Genomic DNA, 16,198 nt, shown 5'->3' on the forward strand with positions numbered 1-16,198 from the left:
TCATCAACGGCAAGCTCCTCGAACGCCCCGACGATCAGCCCTCACCAGCAGCTGCTTAGGAACTCGTGATCCACAGGTCTTGACGATTGCTCAAGCTCCGGACGCTGTGCCAGTGCTGTGCTCAGGGAAAGGACGCGGCCCGTCCGGAGAAGCACAGCGATCCCAAGCGGCGCCAGCACTGCTGTGCTCTGGGGAAGTGCTGTGAGCAGAAGCCTTCCGAGTGGACCGTTCATGACGCGTACATGACGCTCCGAGCCGCGTTGAGCAACGCCGTTCGGGACGAGACCCTTTCGAGGAACGTCGCGGCGAACGTCAAGATGTCCGTCCCGCGTAAGCGCAAGGTGAAGCCGTGGACGGTGGATGAGGCACGGACCTTCCTGGAGCCGGCTCGTACGAGGCGAGACCCGATGTATCCGGCCTACGTCCTGGTCCTCGTGCTTGGGCTCCGCCTGGGTGAGGTGCTCGGGCTCCGCTGGGAAGACGTGGACCTGGACAGGGGCAGAGATGACGATCGGCTGGCAAATCCAGCGGGTCAACGGCCAGCTCCTGCACCGCGAGACCAAGACACACGCTTCCGATGCCACCTTGCCCTTTCCGAACATCGTCACCGCGGCTCTGCGGGTGCGCCTCGCCGACCATCGTGCGGCCCGCGCTGAGGCTGGGGAGGGGTGGCACGAGACGGGGCTCGTCTTCACCACCGCGAGCGGCCGGCCGATCGAGCCGTCGAACTTCCGGCGGAGCTTCGCCAACGCCTGCGCCAAGGCCAAGGTGCGGAAGGTCCACGTCCACGCGACTCGGAAGACGCCTGCGCGTCGCTCCTGGTCGCCCTCGACGTTCACCCGCGCGTGGCGATGCAGATCCTTCGGCACAGCCAGATCTCAGTCACGATGAACATCTACAGTGAGGTCTCGTCAGAAGAGACGCGCAAGGCGCTCAAACGGCTGGGCCACCAACTCGAGTCATAGGTACTGCGACCATAGGTGGGTCGAAACGGGCACGCATGGGCATCAACTGCTACGCGTGCCCGTGACCGTTCTGCTCCAACACCTCGGGGCTATCCCCAGACTTGGATCTCCCTTGTTCTGCAGCCACCTGGCGCGCACGGCGCCGCGGAAGCAACCCGCGTACCCGTCTCCCACTAGAGCTGCACGAGGAATCACGTGGGGCGCTAGCTCTGCATTCATTGAGTCCTGATCGGCCCTGATCGCCAGCAACACCGCTTCGCGACGGGCCGCTAAGTTGCTGAGTGCCGCTCCAATGGCTTCTTCATGCCTGCTATTCACGGCCTCGACAGCCGCAGCCCTGACCTGATCAAAGAGAGCTAGCGCATGCTGTACCTCGTGACCAGCGGATACGCCGCGGCGAGCATAGATTCTGCCCCAAGTTTCATCAGCAGAAGTAACCCGCTCATGAGGTACTAGAGGACGTCGCCCTCGAACGGCATCCGCACACTGGCTCACCACTCTGAATTGCTGATCCATCGACTCACAAACATCGCCGTAGTAGCCGATCATGGTCCGTATGCGCTCCATAAGCAGGTCCCTACGCCACTTCCGGATGTCGGACCGACCTGAGAGCCAAGCGCCGATGATCACGCCAACTAGAGGCAGGATCGTTGACCAGATCGTCGCCAAGGAACACCCCTCTCGCGCCGCTTGAGGGCACCTCATGATGATGCAGCGTTCCTAGAGGTAACGGATCTCGACTCTGAGAAGTTGCTTGATCGCAGCCGGGCTCGTAGCCGTTGCTGTACGTACGGAACTTAAATGGGTCTTGTCGGTGAGCTGACGAGGGCTGATCTGGTCTGTATGACCAGGGTGTGCGGTATGCCCAAGGCGGCGGCTTCACCCCCCAGGAGCAGCGACGCCGCGAGGAGGTACGGCTACAAGCAGCCGAGATGTTCGCGCAGGGGGTCACGAACGCGGCGGTAGCCCAGAGGTTGCGGGTCACTCAGCGGTCGGTGGAGCGGTGGCGGCGCACCTGGCGCGAGGGCGGTACGGCGGCGCTGGCCTCAGCAGGCCCGCACACGCTGCCCCGGCTCAGCCCGGCGCAGTTCGCCCGGCTGGAGGCCGAGCTGGAACGCGGTCCGCTGGCGCACGGGTTCGCCGACCAGCGCTGGACGCTGATGCGGATCAAGACGCTGATCGGCAGGATGTTCCACATCGGCTACACCGTGCAGGGGGTGTGGTACCTGCTACGGCGTAACGGCTGGTCGTGCCAGCGCCCCGCCCGCCGGGCGATCGAGCGCGACGAGGCCGCCATCGAGGTGTGGAAGAAGGAGGTCTGGCCGCAGGTGGAAGATCCGCGGCGGCCGACGGCGCCTGGATCTGCTTCGAAGACGAAGCCGGTCAAGGGCTGAGGCCGCCTGTCGCGCGTACCTGGGGCCGGCGCGGGCACACCCCGGTGATCCACGTGCGCGGGCGCGGGACCGGACGGGTGAACATCGCCGCCCTGGTCTGCTACAAACCCGGCGAACGCTCCCGGCTGCTTTACCGCCTGCACATCTACCGGGGTCGCAAGGGCGAGCCCAAGACCTTCGGCTGGATGGACTACCGCGACCTGATCCTGTCCGCCCACACCCAGCTCGCAGCACCGATCGTGCTGGTCTGGGACAACCTCAACCTGCACCTGGTGCCCGGGATGAAGACCTTCGCCGCCGAGCACGCCGACTGGCTCACCGTCGTCCAGTTCCCCGCCTACGCCCCCGACCTCAACCCCACCGAGGGCATCTGGTCCCTGCTCAAACGCGGCGCCCTGGCCAACCTCGCCGCCGCCGACCTGCCCCAGCTCGTCCGCGCCATCAAGCGCGCCCTGAAGAAGATCCAGTACCGGCCCCACCTCATCGACGGCTGCCTGCCACCGACCGGCCTGACGATAACGACAGGACTCGACATCACGAATTAAAGATCAGTAGCTGCTGTACGAAATCCAAAAGGCCACTTCCCGATCATGGGAGGTGGCCTTTGACGTGGGGTGGAGCCTAGGGGATTCGAACCCCTGACTTCCTGCTTGCAAAGCAGGCGCTCTGCCAGCTGAGCTAAGGCCCCGTGGCGGTGCGAACTGTGCGAATACGCAGATCCACAGGCCGCCGGTGCGTACACCGTAGCAACAGCCCGCACCCGAGCGCCACTCGATACCCCGCCGTGCCGCCCACGTGGCACTGTCCCCTTGGAGAAGAGCCCAGGGGAACGAGCCGGCGATCAGGAGGCCGAGGTGGCCACCGGCGAGGCGCCGACCTCGTTTCCGAGGACGAGCCCGGGGAAGTCGGCGATGGAGTCGATGATGTGGGTGGCGCCGCCGCCCAGCAGACGTTCCTTGCTGTGGACACCGGTGAGCACTCCGGCGACGATCGAGGCGCCCGCGCGCCGGCCGCACAGCATGTCGCTCTCGGAGTCGCCCGCCACGGCCACCTGCCGTACGTCGTCGACGCCGGAGCGCAGGACGGCGGTGAGCACCATGTCCGGGTACGGGCGTCCGCGTCCGGCGTCCTCGGGACACAGCGCGAGATCCAGCATGTCGACCCAGGTGAGGGTGCTCAGCACCCGTCCCAGGGTCGCGCGGCTGAAGCCGGTGATCAGGGCGATCTTCAGGCCCGCGTCGCGCAGCTTCGCGATGGCCTCGACGGTCCCCGGCAGCGGCACGAGACCGGTCCGCTCGATGGCTCCCTCGTAGGAGCGCTCGAAGGTCAGGTTCGCGGCCTGCGCCTGGGCCTCGTTGCCGGGGAAGATGCCCCGGAAAACCTCGATTTTGGGACATCCCCGGGACCTGTGCACATGCACCATGGCACGGGCATAGGCGCTGGTCCCGGGGACGATGCCCTGCGTGGCGATCGCCTCGGCGAACGCCCGTTCCACCATGTCGATGTCACCGATCGTGGTCCCGGCCAAGTCAAGGCAGGCCAGCTTCACGGGGGTCATTCCCGCACCCTTGCCACGATCAAGCACCATCCCTGGTGGTCAGTTCTCGCTGCCGGTGGCCTCGGTCCACAGATCGAGCTCGGCACGGTCGGCCTGCACCTTGCGCCAGACCAGAAGCCCGCCGACGGCGACCAGAGCGAGAACAAGCAGCTTCTTCACGGTGTGACCCCACTTCTTCGACGGTCTCACCTGCCGGGTGAGACAACGCCCGGTTCTACGGTTCCCTGCAGCCTAGCAAGGCTTCGGCGTCCAACCCGGATTGCCCGAAATTTCGGTGCACCAAAATCATGATTACGGCTCGCCCGCCTGGCCTGCCCTCCGACCCTGGCGGCAGGGCGACGAGATCAGAAGTGCCCAGCTCGCGGCGGCGTTAACCCTGCGGAAAGGCGGGGTTCGGGAAGATGGGGAGACCTGGTTTCGGTCAGGCGGTCCGTGCTCCGCTCTCAGCGGAAGTCAAATGTCGATCAGGGAAGCGTCACGCAGAGGCGGATCGTCGTTCCCTCGGCCCCCGTACGCACGACGAGGTCGGCCAGGCGGTTCATGAGCCACAGTCCGCGTCCCCCGAAGTCGAACCGCGCCGCCGACTCCTCGCGCTCCAGCACCTCGTCGGGAATGCCTGGGCCCTTGTCGGTGATCTCGGCCACCAGCACGCCCGCCTCACGCCACATGGCGATTCCCCTCGGCGGCGAGCCGTACCGGACGGCGTTGGTGACCGCCTCGTGCACCGCGAGCACGAAGTCTTCCAGGGCCACGCCCTCGAGTCCGGCCTCCTGCGCCGACACCATGACGAGATGCCGCACCCTGGTGACCGAACTTCGGTCGAACTCCAGGCTGAGCAGGCTGCCCGCCAAGGTTCTCACCGCCCTCCTGCTTGCCCCACGGTGTGGTAGTACTCCATTTACCGCCCACGCGCACCTGACACGTATTTTCGGGTACGGGTTGCGCCACCGTCTCCTGCGGGCGTGCGGCAGCGGAGGTCGCGCACGTGACGCTAGCGCATCGTCACAACTCCGTCATGAACTGCCGCAGCATCCGCTTGGTGTCCGACGCCGGCCGCGCCTGGATGCACAGCCGTTCCATGACTGCGAGATAGCGGTCGATGTCCTCCCGTTTCTCCAGGTAGATGGCGCTGGTGAGCTGTTCGAGGTAGACGACGTCGGGCAGGCCGACCCCCGCAAAGCGCAGGATGCTGAACGGCCCGCCGGCCGCCGCGTGCCCGCCGGCGCTGAACGGGATGATTTGGAGCGTTACACGAGGCAGAGTGATCATCTCGAGCAGGTGCTCGATCTGGGCCCGCATCACCTCGGCCCCACCCACCGGACGGCGCAGCACGGCCTCGTCGATCACCGCCCACAGAAGGGGCGGGTCGGGCCGCACCAACACCTCCTGACGATCCATCCGCAGCCGTACGCGGCGCTCGACCTCCTCGTCCGACGCGTCGGGATGGCCGAGCCGCACGACCGCTTCGGCGTACCCGGGGGCCTGCAGCAGCCCGGGCACGAACTGCACCTCGTAACAGCGGATCGCGCTCGCCGCCTGCTCCAGGCCGACGTACGCCTCGAACCAGGAGGGCAGGACGTCGTCGTACTTGTGCCACCAGCCGGGTGCGTTGGCCTGGGCGACGAGCGAGAGCAGCGCGTCCCGCTCGCTCTCGTCGGTGACGCCGTACAGGGTGAGGAGGTCGGCGACGTCACGGCGGCGGAACCCGACGCGCCCGAGTTCCATCCGGCTGATCTTCGAGTGGGAGGCGCGGATGGCGTGGCCGGCCTCCTCCAGGCGGATGTGCCTGCTCTCGCGGAGCCGTCGCAGTTGGGTGCCGAGCAGGATGCGCAGGACGGTCGGGCTGCGGCGTGATCGTGACGCCAGGTCGAGTGGGTGAGGCACACCCTCCATAGGGGCCGCAGTCATATGGGGTCCTTTGAGGTGCACCGATGTTTACGCCACGTTCACGATACTCGTCCCGTGGTCCCGCGCAAGTGGCGAGATCATTTCTCCGGTTCGCCAAGGAGGTCGTCGAATTCGCCCTCCTTGGCGGAGCGGAGGAATGCGGCCATGTCCCGAAGGGGCACGATCAGCGCCGGTCCGGACGGATGCCGGGAGTTGCGCAGGGCCACCCGGCCGTCGGGCAGCGCGGCGATCTCTACGCAGTTGCCGCTCGGATTGCTGTGCCGGCTCTTGCGCCAGGCCTGCTGCCCCAGGTGAGATGAGGGCATTCCGTTGTAGATCACGGACACGGGGCGCCTCGTTTCGGAATCCGAGCCCAATCAGTGAGATTCGTGCGTTTGCACGTGCATCCGTACTTGCACAGGAGCATCAATGGGAGCAGTATGACTTACTGAGTCATCCCGCCACATGGTCGACATCAACCTCATAAGGCTCTCAATGACTGGTTATCGGACAGACCGCGCTTCCCTTGCAGAAGCCGATAGCGATGCCCGGGATCCCTGGCTGGGCACGCTTGAGCAGGTCTTTCCGTCAGGCAGGCGCTGGCCCTGGACCAGTGGCGAAGAGCCGTGCGGAGTCCCCCAGGTAGCGGTGCACGAGTTCCACCGTGAGAGCCTCGCCGCGCGCACCGCGCGCCACTTCACCGCGGGCGTGCTGCGAACCTGGTGCATGGAGGACGTCGCCGACGACGCCGCGCTCGCGGTCTGCGAACTGGTCACCAACGCGCTGCGCCATGGCCTGCGGCACCAGGCCATCCACCCCCTGCCGGTGCGCCTGTTGATGTTCCGTTCGTCCCGCGCGCTGCTGTGCATGGTCACCGACCCCAGCAACGACGCGCCGGTGCTGCGCGAGCCCGACTACGTCGCGGAGACCGGACGCGGCCTGCAGGTCGTCGCCGGGGTCAGCCGCATGTGGGGCTGGGCGCGGCTACGCCCCGTGGGCAAGGCCGTGTGGGCCGGCTTCACGGCCGACGCCGGCTACCGCTGATCCCGCGACCCGAAGGCCCAGAGGCCCAGAGGCCCGGAGGCCGGGCCCGCAGCCGCGGCCACCCGGGACGCCGTCCATGTCATAAGGCCCGGTCGCGACACACGCACGGATCCTCACTTACGCCCGTCTTGCACCGGTACTATCGGTCATCAGGGCTGAACGGAGGATCATGCCGGGTTTCCCCCCGGTCGAGCCTGTGGGTTTCGACCCGTCCGTCCCGAACGAGGCCCGGGTCTACGACTACTGGCTTGGTGGGAAGGACAATTTCGCCGCGGACCGCGAGGCCGCAGAGGCGGCGCTGCGGATCGCACCGGAGCTTCCCCTGATGTGCCGCGAAGGGCGCAAGTTCCTCCGCAGGGCCGTACGGTTCCTGGCCGGTGCCGGGATCCGTCAGTTCATCGACATCGGCTGCGGCCTGCCGACCCAGGGCAACGTCCACGAGATCGCACGGGAGTGCGCCCCCGACGCCCGCGTGGTCTACGTGGACAAGGATCCCGTCGTGGTCAACCACGGCCAGGCACTGGTCGAGGAGAGCGAGCGCGTCGTGGTGATCCAGGGCGACGTACGCGACCCCGACTCGATCCTCACCCATCCCCGCCTGCGGGCACTCGTGAACCTCGACGAGCCCGTCGGCATCCTGCTCGTCTCGGTGCTGGCGGCGATCAACGACGACGACCTGACGAGGGCCATCACCGCCCGCCTGCGCGAGGCGATCGTGCCCGGCAGCTACATGGTCATCAGCCACGCGATCTCCGACCTCCGGCCCGAGGTGACGGGCAAGCTGGCCCTGCTGTTCGCCAACGAATGGGCGGCCAAGGACGACGGCCGCCTGCGTCTTCCCACCCGGGCCGAGATCCTGCCGCTGTTCGGCGATCTGGACATGGTGGAGCCCGGCGTGGTCCAGCTGCCCGAATGGCGGCCGGAGCCGGACGAGCTGCGACCGCCGAAGGACACGGTCTGGGCGGTCGGCGGCGTGGGCCGCAAGCGGTGAGACCGGGCAATCGTGGATCTTCGTTGAATATCAAGCGCGCCGACCATTGACAGATGCGCTGTCGGACGGCGACGCTCAGTGAGTATTTCCACTTCCAGCGAGGAGGTGGGGCCGTGACGACGTTCACCGTGTCCTGCTCCGAAATCCTTCGCCCAGGACGGGCGCGCATCGCCTCGTGCGCCGGTTCGCCGCACCGGTGCGTCTCGTGAGCTCACCCGGCGGCCACTGCGGCGTTCTCTATACGGACACCTACCTCAGCGTCAGGTGGTCCCCCGCGGACTCCTCCCTGGTCATCGAGGGCGAGGTCGACGTGTCGAACAGCGCCGCTCTGGCGACCGCGCTCGCCGAGGCGAGGAGCGAGCGCGGCGAGATCACCGTCGACACGGGCGCCCTGCGGTTCATCGACCTGGCGGGGCTGCGGGCTCTGCTGGCTCCGGCGTCCCCCGCGGCGGGCGACGCCGTACAGCTGCGCAACGTCCCGCCGTACCTGCGCCGCCTCCTGGAGATGCTCGGCGGCTGACGGCCCGTCCCGCCCGCGGGGTTCAGGCGAGCAGCCGCCGTGCGAGCGTCTCTATCCGGTCCCGCCACGCATCGAGGGCCGCGGCGGGGTCGGGCAGGCCGGTCTCCGTGACGACCAGCCGGGCGCCGTGCCCGGTGCCCTGCGACAGTTCCCAGCGCACCTGCCTGCCCTGCTCGCCGGACTCCACGTACGCGGGCGGTTCGGCGGCGGGTTCCCTGACGGCCGTGACGATCCCATCGCCGAGGCCCTCGGGCACCGGCGCACCGGGCGTCGCCGCGTGCGCGCCCGCGGCCCTCCAGACCTCCTCGACCGGCCGGGTGAGCTGGCGCTCGAACCGCACCCGCCAGCCGCCGTCCGCCTGCTCGCCCAGTCGCTCACCCAGTCGCTCACCCAGTCGCTCGGCCACCCCCTCGGCCAGCCCGAACGCCTCCACGTACGCCTCGTGGAGGTGGGCGAAGTTCCCCTCGGGCCACTCGGCGGGCCGTCCGCCGGCGACCGCCTCCAGGGCGTCGAGGCAGACCTGCCAGCCGGAGGCGTAGCTCGCCGCGGCCGGGCGGTCGTGGAAGACCTGGGTGAAGACGAGCAGGCAGCCGCCCTCCTCGGGCAGCAGCTCGAAGCGCAGGAGGTTGTCGCCCTCGCGGCCCATCTCCCCGGGAGCGTGCTGGAGGAAGGCGAACAGGCGGGGTGGGTCGAGTTCGGTGATCTCGGCGTCCATCGTCATGCCGCCGCCGTCGAACCTGATCTTCCCGCCCACCCGCAGGTCCATCTCGACGACGGTGAACGGGAACCACTGGCCGAGCCGGTCGGGTTCGGTGACCGCCCGCCAGACCTTCTCCGGAGGGTGGGCCAGCCTGCGCTCCATGCGCAGCGACGGCCGCCCGTCGAACATGCCGAGCGTCGCGTTCACGGTGTCTCCTCTGAATGTTCGGGCGTCGCGTCCAGGTGCCGTTCCAGCGCGTCGAAGCTCTCCGACCACAGCCGCCGGTAGGGCGCGAGCCAGGCGTCGATCTCGGCGAGCGGCTCGGGGCACAGCTCGTACCACCGGCGCTGCGCGTCCCTGCGCACACGGACCAGCCCGGCCTCCCGCAGCACCTTGAGGTGCTTGGAAGTGCCGGGCTGGGTCAGGCCGAGCCGCTCGGTGAGCTCCCCGACCAGGCGGGGACGTTCGAGCAGCAGGTCGAGGATGCGCCGCCTGGCGGGCTCGGCGAGTACGTCGAAAGTCGCGGGCACGCGTCCGAACATACCCGGTCAGCTATATAGCCGCAAGCGCATATGCTCAGCCCGCGAGCTCGTTCAGCTCCTCCAGCGCCGCCTCGTCCGGCCGCCACGCCGCCGCCGCGACGTTGGCCTTGATCTGCTCGGGCCTGGTCGCCCCCGCGATCACCGACGAGACGGCCGGCTGCGCGAGCAGGCCGCCGATCGCGACGTCCAGCAGGGTCACCCCCTGCCGCTCGGCGAACTCCCGCAGCCTCTCCACCACCTCGAACCGCGCGTCGGTCAGGTACTGCTGCCTGCCCGCGAGGCGGGTGCCCGCCGGCGGCTCCTCCCCGCGCCGGTACTTGCCGGTGAGCAGGCCGTTGGCCAGCGGGAAGTACGGCAGCAGGCCGATGCCGTGGTGCAGCAGCGCCGGGACCAGTTCCTTCTCCACCCGCCGGTCGAGCAGGCTGTACTCGTTCTGGGCGCTCACGAAACGCTCGAAGCCCGCCGTGCGTGCGATCCAGTCGGCGTCGGTGACCTGCCAGGACGCGAAGTTGGACGAGCCCACGTAGCGGACCTTGCCCTCACGCACCAGGTCCGTCAGGACCGACAGGGTCTCCTCGATCGGCGTGGAGGGGTCGGGGAAGTGCAGCTGGTAGAGGTCGATCCAGTCGGTCCTGAGGCGGCGCAGCGACCGCTCCACCGCCAGGCGGACGTACCGCCGCGAGGCCCGCGCACCCCAGTCGGGCCCGTTGGCGCCGTTCACGTCCCCGCCGAACTTGGTGGCGATGACGACCTGGTCACGCCGGCCCTTCAGCACCTCGCCGAGGAACGCCTCCGACTCGCCGTAGATGTCTGCGGTGTCGATCAGCGTGACGCCGGCGTCGAGCGCCGCGTCGACCACGGCGCGCGTGGCGTCGAGGTCGATCCTCCGGCCGAAGTTGTTGGCGCCGAGCCCGAGAGCCGAGACGACGAGTCCCGAGTCGCCCAGCCGCCGGTAGGTCATTTCGGTCATGCCCCTGCATCCCTTCTTCACGGAGCCCCTCCCTGCCGGGAGAGCTCTCCTCACCGTATTTCGGTCCCTTCCGGCAGCGGACGCCGGACCGTCCGCGAGAGGATGCCGGGCATGACCTCCGTACGGCACAGTGTCCGGGCCATCCTGTTCGACGGCGACGACGTCGTCCTGTTCCGGCGCGTACGGGCGGGGCGGGAGCCGTACTGGATCACACCGGGCGGCGGAGTGGAGCCCACCGACGCCACGCCCGAGGCGGCGCTGCGCCGCGAGCTCGACGAGGAGCTCGGGGCGACGGCGGGACCGGCGCTGCACGTGTTCACCCTCGCCGAGCCCGGCCGCCTGAGCACGGTCTTCGCCTGCCGGCTGGTGTCGCTCGACCTGTCGCGCCGCAGCGGCCCGGAGTTCCTCGAACCGGACATCGGCCTGCACGAGGTGCGGCGCGTACGCCCGGAGGAGGTGCGCACGCTGAACATGGTCCCGCCCGAGCTGGGGGAGTTCGTCTCCGCCAACGCCGCGACCCTGCCCGCGCTGCTCGACGCCGCGACGTACGCCCCGGGCCGGTATCGGCCGGTCGTCGACGTGCACCTGGTGCTGATGGACGGCGACAGGGTTCTGCTCGGCCGCCGCCGGGGCACCGGCTACGCCGACGGGGAGTGGCAGATCATGCCGTCCGGGCACCTGGAGGAGGGGGAGTCCGTGGTGGACACCGCCGTGCGGGAGGCCCGCGAGGAGCTCGGCGTCGAGGTGGACGGCTGCGAGGTGGTCCACGTGATGCACCACCGCAACGCGGGCGGAACGGCCCGCATCGGGATGTTCCTCGTGCCGCGCGCCGTGTCCGGCACTCCGGTCAACGCCGAGCCGCACAAGTGCGCCGAACTGGGCTGGTTTCCGCTGGACCGGCTGCCCGAGCGGGTCGTGCCGTACGCGCGGGCGGGTGTCGAGGCCGTGCGCCGGGCACTCGCCTCGACCTCGCCGGGCCTTCCCACGACCGCCGATACCGCGCCCGCAACCGCCGATACCGCGAGCACCGCCTTCGCAAGCACCGCGCCCGAAAGCGCCGCCTTCGCAAGCACCGCGCCCGAAAGCGCCGCCTTCGCAAGCACCGCGCCCGAAAGCGCCGCCTTCGCAAGCACCGCGCCGACAAGCATCCCGTCCGCCGGCACCACGCCCACAAGCACCACGCCCACAAGCACCACGCCCACAAGCACCGCGCCCGCAAGCACCGCGCTCGCCGCGACGCCGCACGATGCCGTGCTGCTCGATCCCGGGTCGCCGGCCTTGTCCCCGCACGGCCGGACGGTGTTCTCCCTCCATGGCTGGACGGCCCCCGGCCCCGCCGATCTGGCGGCCGAGGCCGTACGCGCCGGGTTCGAGGAGGTCACGGTCTGCCTGACGGGCTGGCTCGACGGCGCGGTGCTCGTGCACTCCGACGACGAGACCGACCGCCTGCCCGCCACGGTCGTACGGCCGGGCGAGGCGGTGGAGGCGGCGCTGGCGCGGCTCGCCCCGGTGGGGGAGGTGACCTTCGCCGGCGCGGACGACTACGTCTCCGCCCGGGGACGCGCCGGCCGCCGCCTCGCCTTCTCCGCACGCCTGACGGAGGCGCCCGACGGCATGGTCCCGCTGCCGGCCGGGTCGCTCGGCCGCCTGCCGTACGCCGAGGGGGTATTCGTCCGCCGCGCCTCTTCGGGGCTTTTGTACGGCTTATCCGGCCGATAGCCTGATGCGGGGCGTGCCGGGAAGTCTGGTCGGCGAAGGGGTCTCCCGTACCCGGGGGACCGTACCGGCGACCGGAAGGCAGACGTGAGCACAGCCGTACGTGGCAGGCAGGTGAGAGCATGCGTGCCCGGGATCTCGTAGTGCCGTTCCCCACCGTGGAGCTCGACTCCCCCGTGGCCGACGCCGCGCGCCTCATGGCCGAGCGCGAACTGCCGGGGCTGATCGTGCTGGACGAGCGCGGGGCGCCGGTGTCGATCCTGCCGGGCACGCAGGTGCTACGCCTGGCCGTGCCCCGCTACTGCCAGGACGACCCCGCGCTGGCCCGGGTGATCGACGAGGCGCACGCCGACACGTTCGTCCGCGCGCTGGGCGAGCGCACGGTCCGCCAGGCGATGCCGGAACGGCCGCGCGAGCTCCCGGTGACCGATCCGGACGCCACGCTCCTGGAGGTCGCCGCGCTGATGGCGCGCACCCGCAGCCCCCTGGTCGCGGTGCTCGACGGCGACCGCCTGCTGGGCGCGGTCACGCTCTCCGCGCTGCTCAAGCGGCTCACATGACGGTGACCGCATGGGTGGCGACGATCGTCTTCGTCGCCACGTACGTCCTCATCGCCACCGAGAAGGTCCACCGGGTCAAGGCCGCCCTGGGCGGCGCAGCGATCATGCTGCTCATCCACGCGACCGCGGCCGGCTCCGCGTTCTTCTCGCAGGAGTCCGGCGTGGACTGGAACGTCGTCTTCCTGCTGCTCGGCATGATGATCATCGTCGGGGTGCTGCGGCAGACCGGCGTGTTCGAGTACCTCGCCATCTGGGCCGCCAAACGGGCGAGGGGACGGCCGTTCCGGCTCATGGTGCTGCTCCTGGTGATCACCGCCCTGGCGTCGGCGCTGCTGGACAACGTCACGACCGTGCTGCTGATCGCGCCGGTCACGTTCCTCGTCTGCGAACGCCTCGCCCTGCCGGTCGCGCCGTTCCTGATCGCCGAGGCGATGGCGTCCAACATCGGCGGCACCGCGACCCTCGTCGGCGACCCGCCGAACATCATCATCGCCTCCCGTGCCGGGCTGACCTTCAACGACTTCCTCGTCCACCTCACGCCGCTGGTGATCGTGCTGACGGCGGTCTTCGTCGGGCTGTGCCGGCTGCTGTTCCGCAAGGCGTTCCGGTACGACCCCGAGCGGGCGGCCGAGATCATGCAACTGGACGAACGGGCCGCCATCCAGGACAAGGTCATGCTCGTGCAGAGCCTGTCCGTGCTCGGCGTGGTCATCGCGGCGTTCGTGCTCCACCCGGTGCTGCACTACGAGCCGTCGGTGGTGGCGCTGCTCGGCGCGGGGCTGCTCGTGCTGGTCACCAAGATCACCACCGACGACGCGCTGCGCGAGGTGGAATGGCCGACGCTGGTGTTCTTCGCCGGGCTGTTCGTGATGGTCGGCGCGCTCGTCGAGACCGGCGTGATCGCCCAGGTGTCGCGGGCGGCGGCGGAGGCGACCGCCGGACGGCCCGGTGTGACCGCGATGGTCCTGCTCTGGGCGTCGGCCGGGCTGTCCGCGATCGTGGACAACATCCCCTACGTCGCCACGATGAGCCCCATCGTGGCCGATCTCGCGCACCACGTGCCCGGCGGCGACCACAACGTGCTGTGGTGGGCGCTCGCACTCGGCGCGGACCTCGGCGGCAACGCCACCGCCGTGGGCGCCTCCGCCAACGTCGTCATCCTCGGCATCGCCGAGCGCAACGGCGTCCGGATCAGTTTCTGGCAGTTCACGAAATACGGCCTGGTGGTCACCGCCGTCACGGTGGCCCTGTGCGTGCCGTACCTCTGGCTGCGCTACCTCCTGTAGGCCGGCGGGCCCCCGGAAACCGGGGCGCCCGCTTGACGGCGAAATACCCTAGGGGGGTAGGGTGTTAACGTCGATGAGGCACGAGTTACGGGAGTGATCGTCATGACCAGCACCTACACCGTCACCGGCATGACCTGCGGCCACTGCGTCAGCTCGGTCAGCGAGGAGGTCGGCGCGGTCGCCGGCGTGACCGACGTCCGGGTAGACCTCGCCTCCGGCCTCTTGACGGTCGAGACCGACGGCGGCGTCGACGACGCGGCCATCGTGGCGGCCGTCCGGGAGGCCGGATACGACGTGGCGGGCGTCTCGTGAACAGCCCCGCCCGGCCCGGTGCGTACGCCGCCGGCCTCGGCGCGATCTTCATGGCCGGCCATGACAGGCGACCTCGCACCGGGCCGGGTGAGTAAGCTCATGTTCACGGTGAGCGAGGACGGCAGGCCCGTCGGCGACGTCGACCCCTACCGGGGCGCCGCCGGCCACCAGGTCGCGATCCGCGCGGGTGGCCTCCCCTACCCGCACGCGCACCCCGAAAACGGCACGACCGCGGGCGGAGCGACCTACGCCGTGTCGGCGCCGAGCGGCGGGGACTACCACCTGTCCCCCGGCTTCAAGCACGAGGGAACCGTCCACACCGCCTGCCTTCACGGTTCAGACGGTGGCGGCGGGGCAGGGCCGTTGACGCCACGACGCGAGAGGAGGGAGTGGTGATGCCGGCGACAACCGGTGACCGGCCGATTGGCGCGGTCGAGCTTTCGATAGGCGGCATGACCTGCGCGTCGTGCGCCAACCGGATCGAGCGCAAGCTGAACAAGCTGGAGGGCGTGACCGCGACGGTCAACTACGCCACGGAGAAGGCCAGGGTGAGCTTCCCCGTGGAGTTGGACCCGCAGGCTCTGGTGGCGGAGGTGGAGAAGGCCGGATACACCGCCACACTGCCCGAGCCGCCCAAGCCCGAGCAGGGGTCCGCCGAGCCGGGCGACGAGCTTGCTCCCCTGCGGGCCCGGCTGCTGGTGTCGGTGGTGCTGGCGGTGCCGGTGATCGCGATGGCGATGATCCCCGCGCTGCAGTTCACCTATTGGCAGTGGCTGTCGCTGACGCTGGCCGCCCCGGTCGTGGTGTACGGGGGCCTGCCGTTCCACCGGGCGGCCTGGACCAACCTGCGGCACGGCACCGCGACGATGGACACTCTCGTCTCGCTGGGCACGATCGCCGCGCTGGGCTGGTCGTTGTGGGCGCTGTTCCTCGGCAGCGCCGGCGTGCCCGGCATGACCCATGGGTTCGACCTGACCATCTCCCGCAGCGACGGCTCGGGCAACATCTACCTGGAGGCCGCGGCCGGGGTCACCGCGTTCATCCTGGCGGGGCGGTATTTCGAGGCCAGATCGAAGCGGCGTGCGGGTGCGGCGCTGCGGGCGCTGCTGGAGCTGGGCGCCAAGGACGTGGCGGTGCTGCGCGGCGGCCGCGAGGTGCGCATCCCCGTCGAGGAGCTGAAGGCCGGTGACCACTTCGTCGTGCGGCCGGGGGAGAAGATCGCCACCGACGGGGTGATCGAGCAGGGCACCTCGGCGGTCGACGCCTCGATGCTGACCGGTGAGTCGGTCCCGGTGGAGGTCCGGCCGGGGGATGCGGTGACCGGGGCGACGGTCAACGCGGGCGGGCGGCTGGTCGTGCGGGCCACCCGGGTGGGGTCTGATACCCAGCTGGCCCAGATGGCGCGTCTGGTGGAGGAGGCGCAGACGGGCAAGGCGCAGGTGCAGCGCCTGGCCGACCGCATCTCCGGCGTCTTCGTGCCGATCGTCATCGCGCTGTCGGTCGGGACGCTGGGGTATTGGCTCGGCACCGGTGAGGGCGCGGGGGCGGCCTTCACCGCCGCGGTGGCGGTGTTGATCATCGCCTGCCCGTGTGCGCTGGGGCTGGCCACGCCGACCGCGCTGCTGGTCGGCACCGGCCGCGGCGCCCAGCTCGGGATTTTGATCAAGGGTCCGGAGGTGCTGGAGTCGACCCGGGCGATCGACACGGTCGTGCTGGACAAGACCGGCACCGTCACCGAGGGGAAGATGACCCT

The 16,198-nt window shown here is 69.6% G+C and carries 19 protein-coding genes, 1 tRNA gene and 2 pseudogenes; 12 read left to right on the top strand and 10 right to left on the bottom strand.

The window, feature by feature from the left end; all coding sequences use genetic code 11:
• The first annotated feature begins 504 nt into the window (after positions 1–504).
• The 3 genes from ABZ857_RS43105 to ABZ857_RS43115 all read left to right on the top strand — a co-directional run bounded on the left by ABZ857_RS43105 (position 505) and on the right by ABZ857_RS43115 (position 2,904).
• A complete protein-coding gene (locus ABZ857_RS43105) occupies positions 505–891 on the top strand; it encodes a hypothetical protein (RefSeq protein ID WP_357056462.1) in 387 nt (128 codons plus the stop codon).
• A gap of 928 nt (positions 892–1,819) precedes the next feature.
• Positions 1,820–2,359 (top strand): winged helix-turn-helix domain-containing protein, encoded by a 540-nt coding sequence (locus tag ABZ857_RS43110; RefSeq protein ID WP_357056464.1) that lies wholly within the window; start codon positions 1,820–1,822, stop codon positions 2,357–2,359.
• On the top strand, positions 2,269–2,904 hold the full coding sequence (locus ABZ857_RS43115) for a transposase (RefSeq protein WP_357056467.1): 636 nt from the start codon (positions 2,269–2,271) through the stop codon (positions 2,902–2,904). The genes ABZ857_RS43110 and ABZ857_RS43115 overlap by 91 nt, the downstream gene beginning before the upstream one ends.
• Before the next feature lie 70 nt (positions 2,905–2,974).
• On the opposite strand, the gene ABZ857_RS43120 is transcribed toward ABZ857_RS43115, so the two are convergent.
• The 6 genes from ABZ857_RS43120 to ABZ857_RS43145 form a co-directional block, all read right to left on the bottom strand.
• Positions 2,975–3,047, bottom strand: a tRNA-Ala gene (locus ABZ857_RS43120).
• A 153-nt stretch (positions 3,048–3,200) separates the two neighbouring features.
• Complete coding sequence (locus tag ABZ857_RS43125) at positions 3,201–3,917, bottom strand: HAD family hydrolase (RefSeq protein WP_357056470.1); 717 nt, start codon at positions 3,915–3,917, stop codon at positions 3,201–3,203.
• Positions 3,918–3,956: 39 nt separating this feature from the next.
• Positions 3,957–4,076 carry a DLW-39 family protein gene (locus tag ABZ857_RS43130; protein ID WP_208802288.1) on the bottom strand — a complete coding sequence of 40 codons (120 nt, stop codon included), beginning with the start codon at positions 4,074–4,076 and terminating at the stop codon, positions 3,957–3,959.
• A 305-nt stretch (positions 4,077–4,381) separates the two neighbouring features.
• Positions 4,382–4,777: an ATP-binding protein gene (locus ABZ857_RS43135; protein ID WP_357056473.1), complete on the bottom strand. Its 396-nt coding sequence runs from the start codon at positions 4,775–4,777 to the stop codon at positions 4,382–4,384.
• Positions 4,778–4,919: 142 nt separating this feature from the next.
• Positions 4,920–5,801, bottom strand: a complete 882-nt coding sequence (locus tag ABZ857_RS43140) for a helix-turn-helix transcriptional regulator (RefSeq protein ID WP_357056476.1) — start codon at positions 5,799–5,801, stop codon at positions 4,920–4,922.
• 101 nt (positions 5,802–5,902) lie between these two features.
• On the bottom strand, positions 5,903–6,151 hold the full coding sequence (locus ABZ857_RS43145) for a DUF397 domain-containing protein (RefSeq protein ID WP_357056479.1): 249 nt from the start codon (positions 6,149–6,151) through the stop codon (positions 5,903–5,905).
• 301 nt (positions 6,152–6,452) lie between these two features.
• Here ABZ857_RS43145 and ABZ857_RS43150 point away from each other — a divergent pair, with 301 nt between their 5' ends.
• The 3 genes from ABZ857_RS43150 to ABZ857_RS43160 all read left to right on the top strand — a co-directional run bounded on the left by ABZ857_RS43150 (position 6,453) and on the right by ABZ857_RS43160 (position 8,359).
• Positions 6,453–6,848, top strand: a complete 396-nt coding sequence (locus ABZ857_RS43150; protein WP_357056482.1) for an ATP-binding protein — start codon at positions 6,453–6,455, stop codon at positions 6,846–6,848.
• Positions 6,849–7,017: 169 nt separating this feature from the next.
• Complete coding sequence (locus tag ABZ857_RS43155) at positions 7,018–7,839, top strand: SAM-dependent methyltransferase (RefSeq protein WP_357056485.1); 822 nt, start codon at positions 7,018–7,020, stop codon at positions 7,837–7,839.
• A 205-nt stretch (positions 7,840–8,044) separates the two neighbouring features.
• Positions 8,045–8,359: an STAS domain-containing protein gene (locus ABZ857_RS43160; RefSeq protein ID WP_357056488.1), complete on the top strand. Its 315-nt coding sequence runs from the start codon at positions 8,045–8,047 to the stop codon at positions 8,357–8,359.
• A 22-nt stretch (positions 8,360–8,381) separates the two neighbouring features.
• Here ABZ857_RS43160 and ABZ857_RS43165 read toward each other — a convergent pair whose 3' ends face one another.
• From ABZ857_RS43165 to ABZ857_RS43175, 3 genes are read right to left on the bottom strand one after another with little or no spacing between them, the layout of a single operon-like run.
• Entirely contained in the window at positions 8,382–9,266 is an 885-nt protein-coding gene (locus ABZ857_RS43165; protein WP_357056491.1) for an SRPBCC family protein, read from the bottom strand.
• Positions 9,263–9,589 carry a metalloregulator ArsR/SmtB family transcription factor gene (locus ABZ857_RS43170; RefSeq protein ID WP_357056494.1) on the bottom strand — a complete coding sequence of 109 codons (327 nt, stop codon included), beginning with the start codon at positions 9,587–9,589 and terminating at the stop codon, positions 9,263–9,265. Before ABZ857_RS43170 ends, ABZ857_RS43165 begins: the two co-directional genes overlap by 4 nt.
• A gap of 46 nt (positions 9,590–9,635) precedes the next feature.
• Entirely contained in the window at positions 9,636–10,571 is a 936-nt protein-coding gene (locus ABZ857_RS43175) for an aldo/keto reductase (protein ID WP_357056497.1), read from the bottom strand.
• A 111-nt stretch (positions 10,572–10,682) separates the two neighbouring features.
• On the opposite strand from ABZ857_RS43175, the pseudogene ABZ857_RS43180 reads away from it, so the two are divergent.
• Positions 10,683–11,480, top strand: a pseudogene (locus ABZ857_RS43180) (NUDIX domain-containing protein); the annotation flags it as partial.
• 179 nt (positions 11,481–11,659) lie between these two features.
• Here ABZ857_RS43180 and ABZ857_RS43185 read toward each other — a convergent pair.
• A pseudogene (locus ABZ857_RS43185) lies at positions 11,660–11,719 on the bottom strand (hypothetical protein); the annotation flags it as partial.
• A 690-nt stretch (positions 11,720–12,409) separates the two neighbouring features.
• Here ABZ857_RS43185 and ABZ857_RS43190 point away from each other — a divergent pair.
• The 5 genes from ABZ857_RS43190 to ABZ857_RS43210 form a co-directional block, all read left to right on the top strand.
• The gene (locus tag ABZ857_RS43190; RefSeq protein ID WP_357056500.1) at positions 12,410–12,847 is read left to right on the top strand and encodes a CBS domain-containing protein; all 438 of its coding nucleotides are present in this window, start codon (positions 12,410–12,412) and stop codon (positions 12,845–12,847) included.
• A complete protein-coding gene (locus tag ABZ857_RS43195; protein WP_357056502.1) occupies positions 12,844–14,133 on the top strand; it encodes an ArsB/NhaD family transporter in 1,290 nt (429 codons plus the stop codon). The genes ABZ857_RS43190 and ABZ857_RS43195 overlap by 4 nt, the downstream gene beginning before the upstream one ends.
• A gap of 102 nt (positions 14,134–14,235) precedes the next feature.
• Complete coding sequence (locus tag ABZ857_RS43200) at positions 14,236–14,445, top strand: heavy-metal-associated domain-containing protein (RefSeq protein WP_079320760.1); 210 nt, start codon at positions 14,236–14,238, stop codon at positions 14,443–14,445.
• A 60-nt stretch (positions 14,446–14,505) separates the two neighbouring features.
• Entirely contained in the window at positions 14,506–14,841 is a 336-nt protein-coding gene (locus tag ABZ857_RS43205; protein ID WP_357056505.1) for a hypothetical protein, read from the top strand.
• A partial coding sequence (locus ABZ857_RS43210; protein WP_357056508.1) for a heavy metal translocating P-type ATPase occupies positions 14,841–16,198 on the top strand: 1,358 nt, incomplete at its 3' end. The genes ABZ857_RS43205 and ABZ857_RS43210, both read left to right, overlap by 1 nt.

Origin of the sequence: Microbispora sp. NPDC046933, from assembly GCF_040644635.1 — a bacterium.
Taxonomy (GTDB): domain Bacteria; phylum Actinomycetota; class Actinomycetes; order Streptosporangiales; family Streptosporangiaceae; genus Microbispora.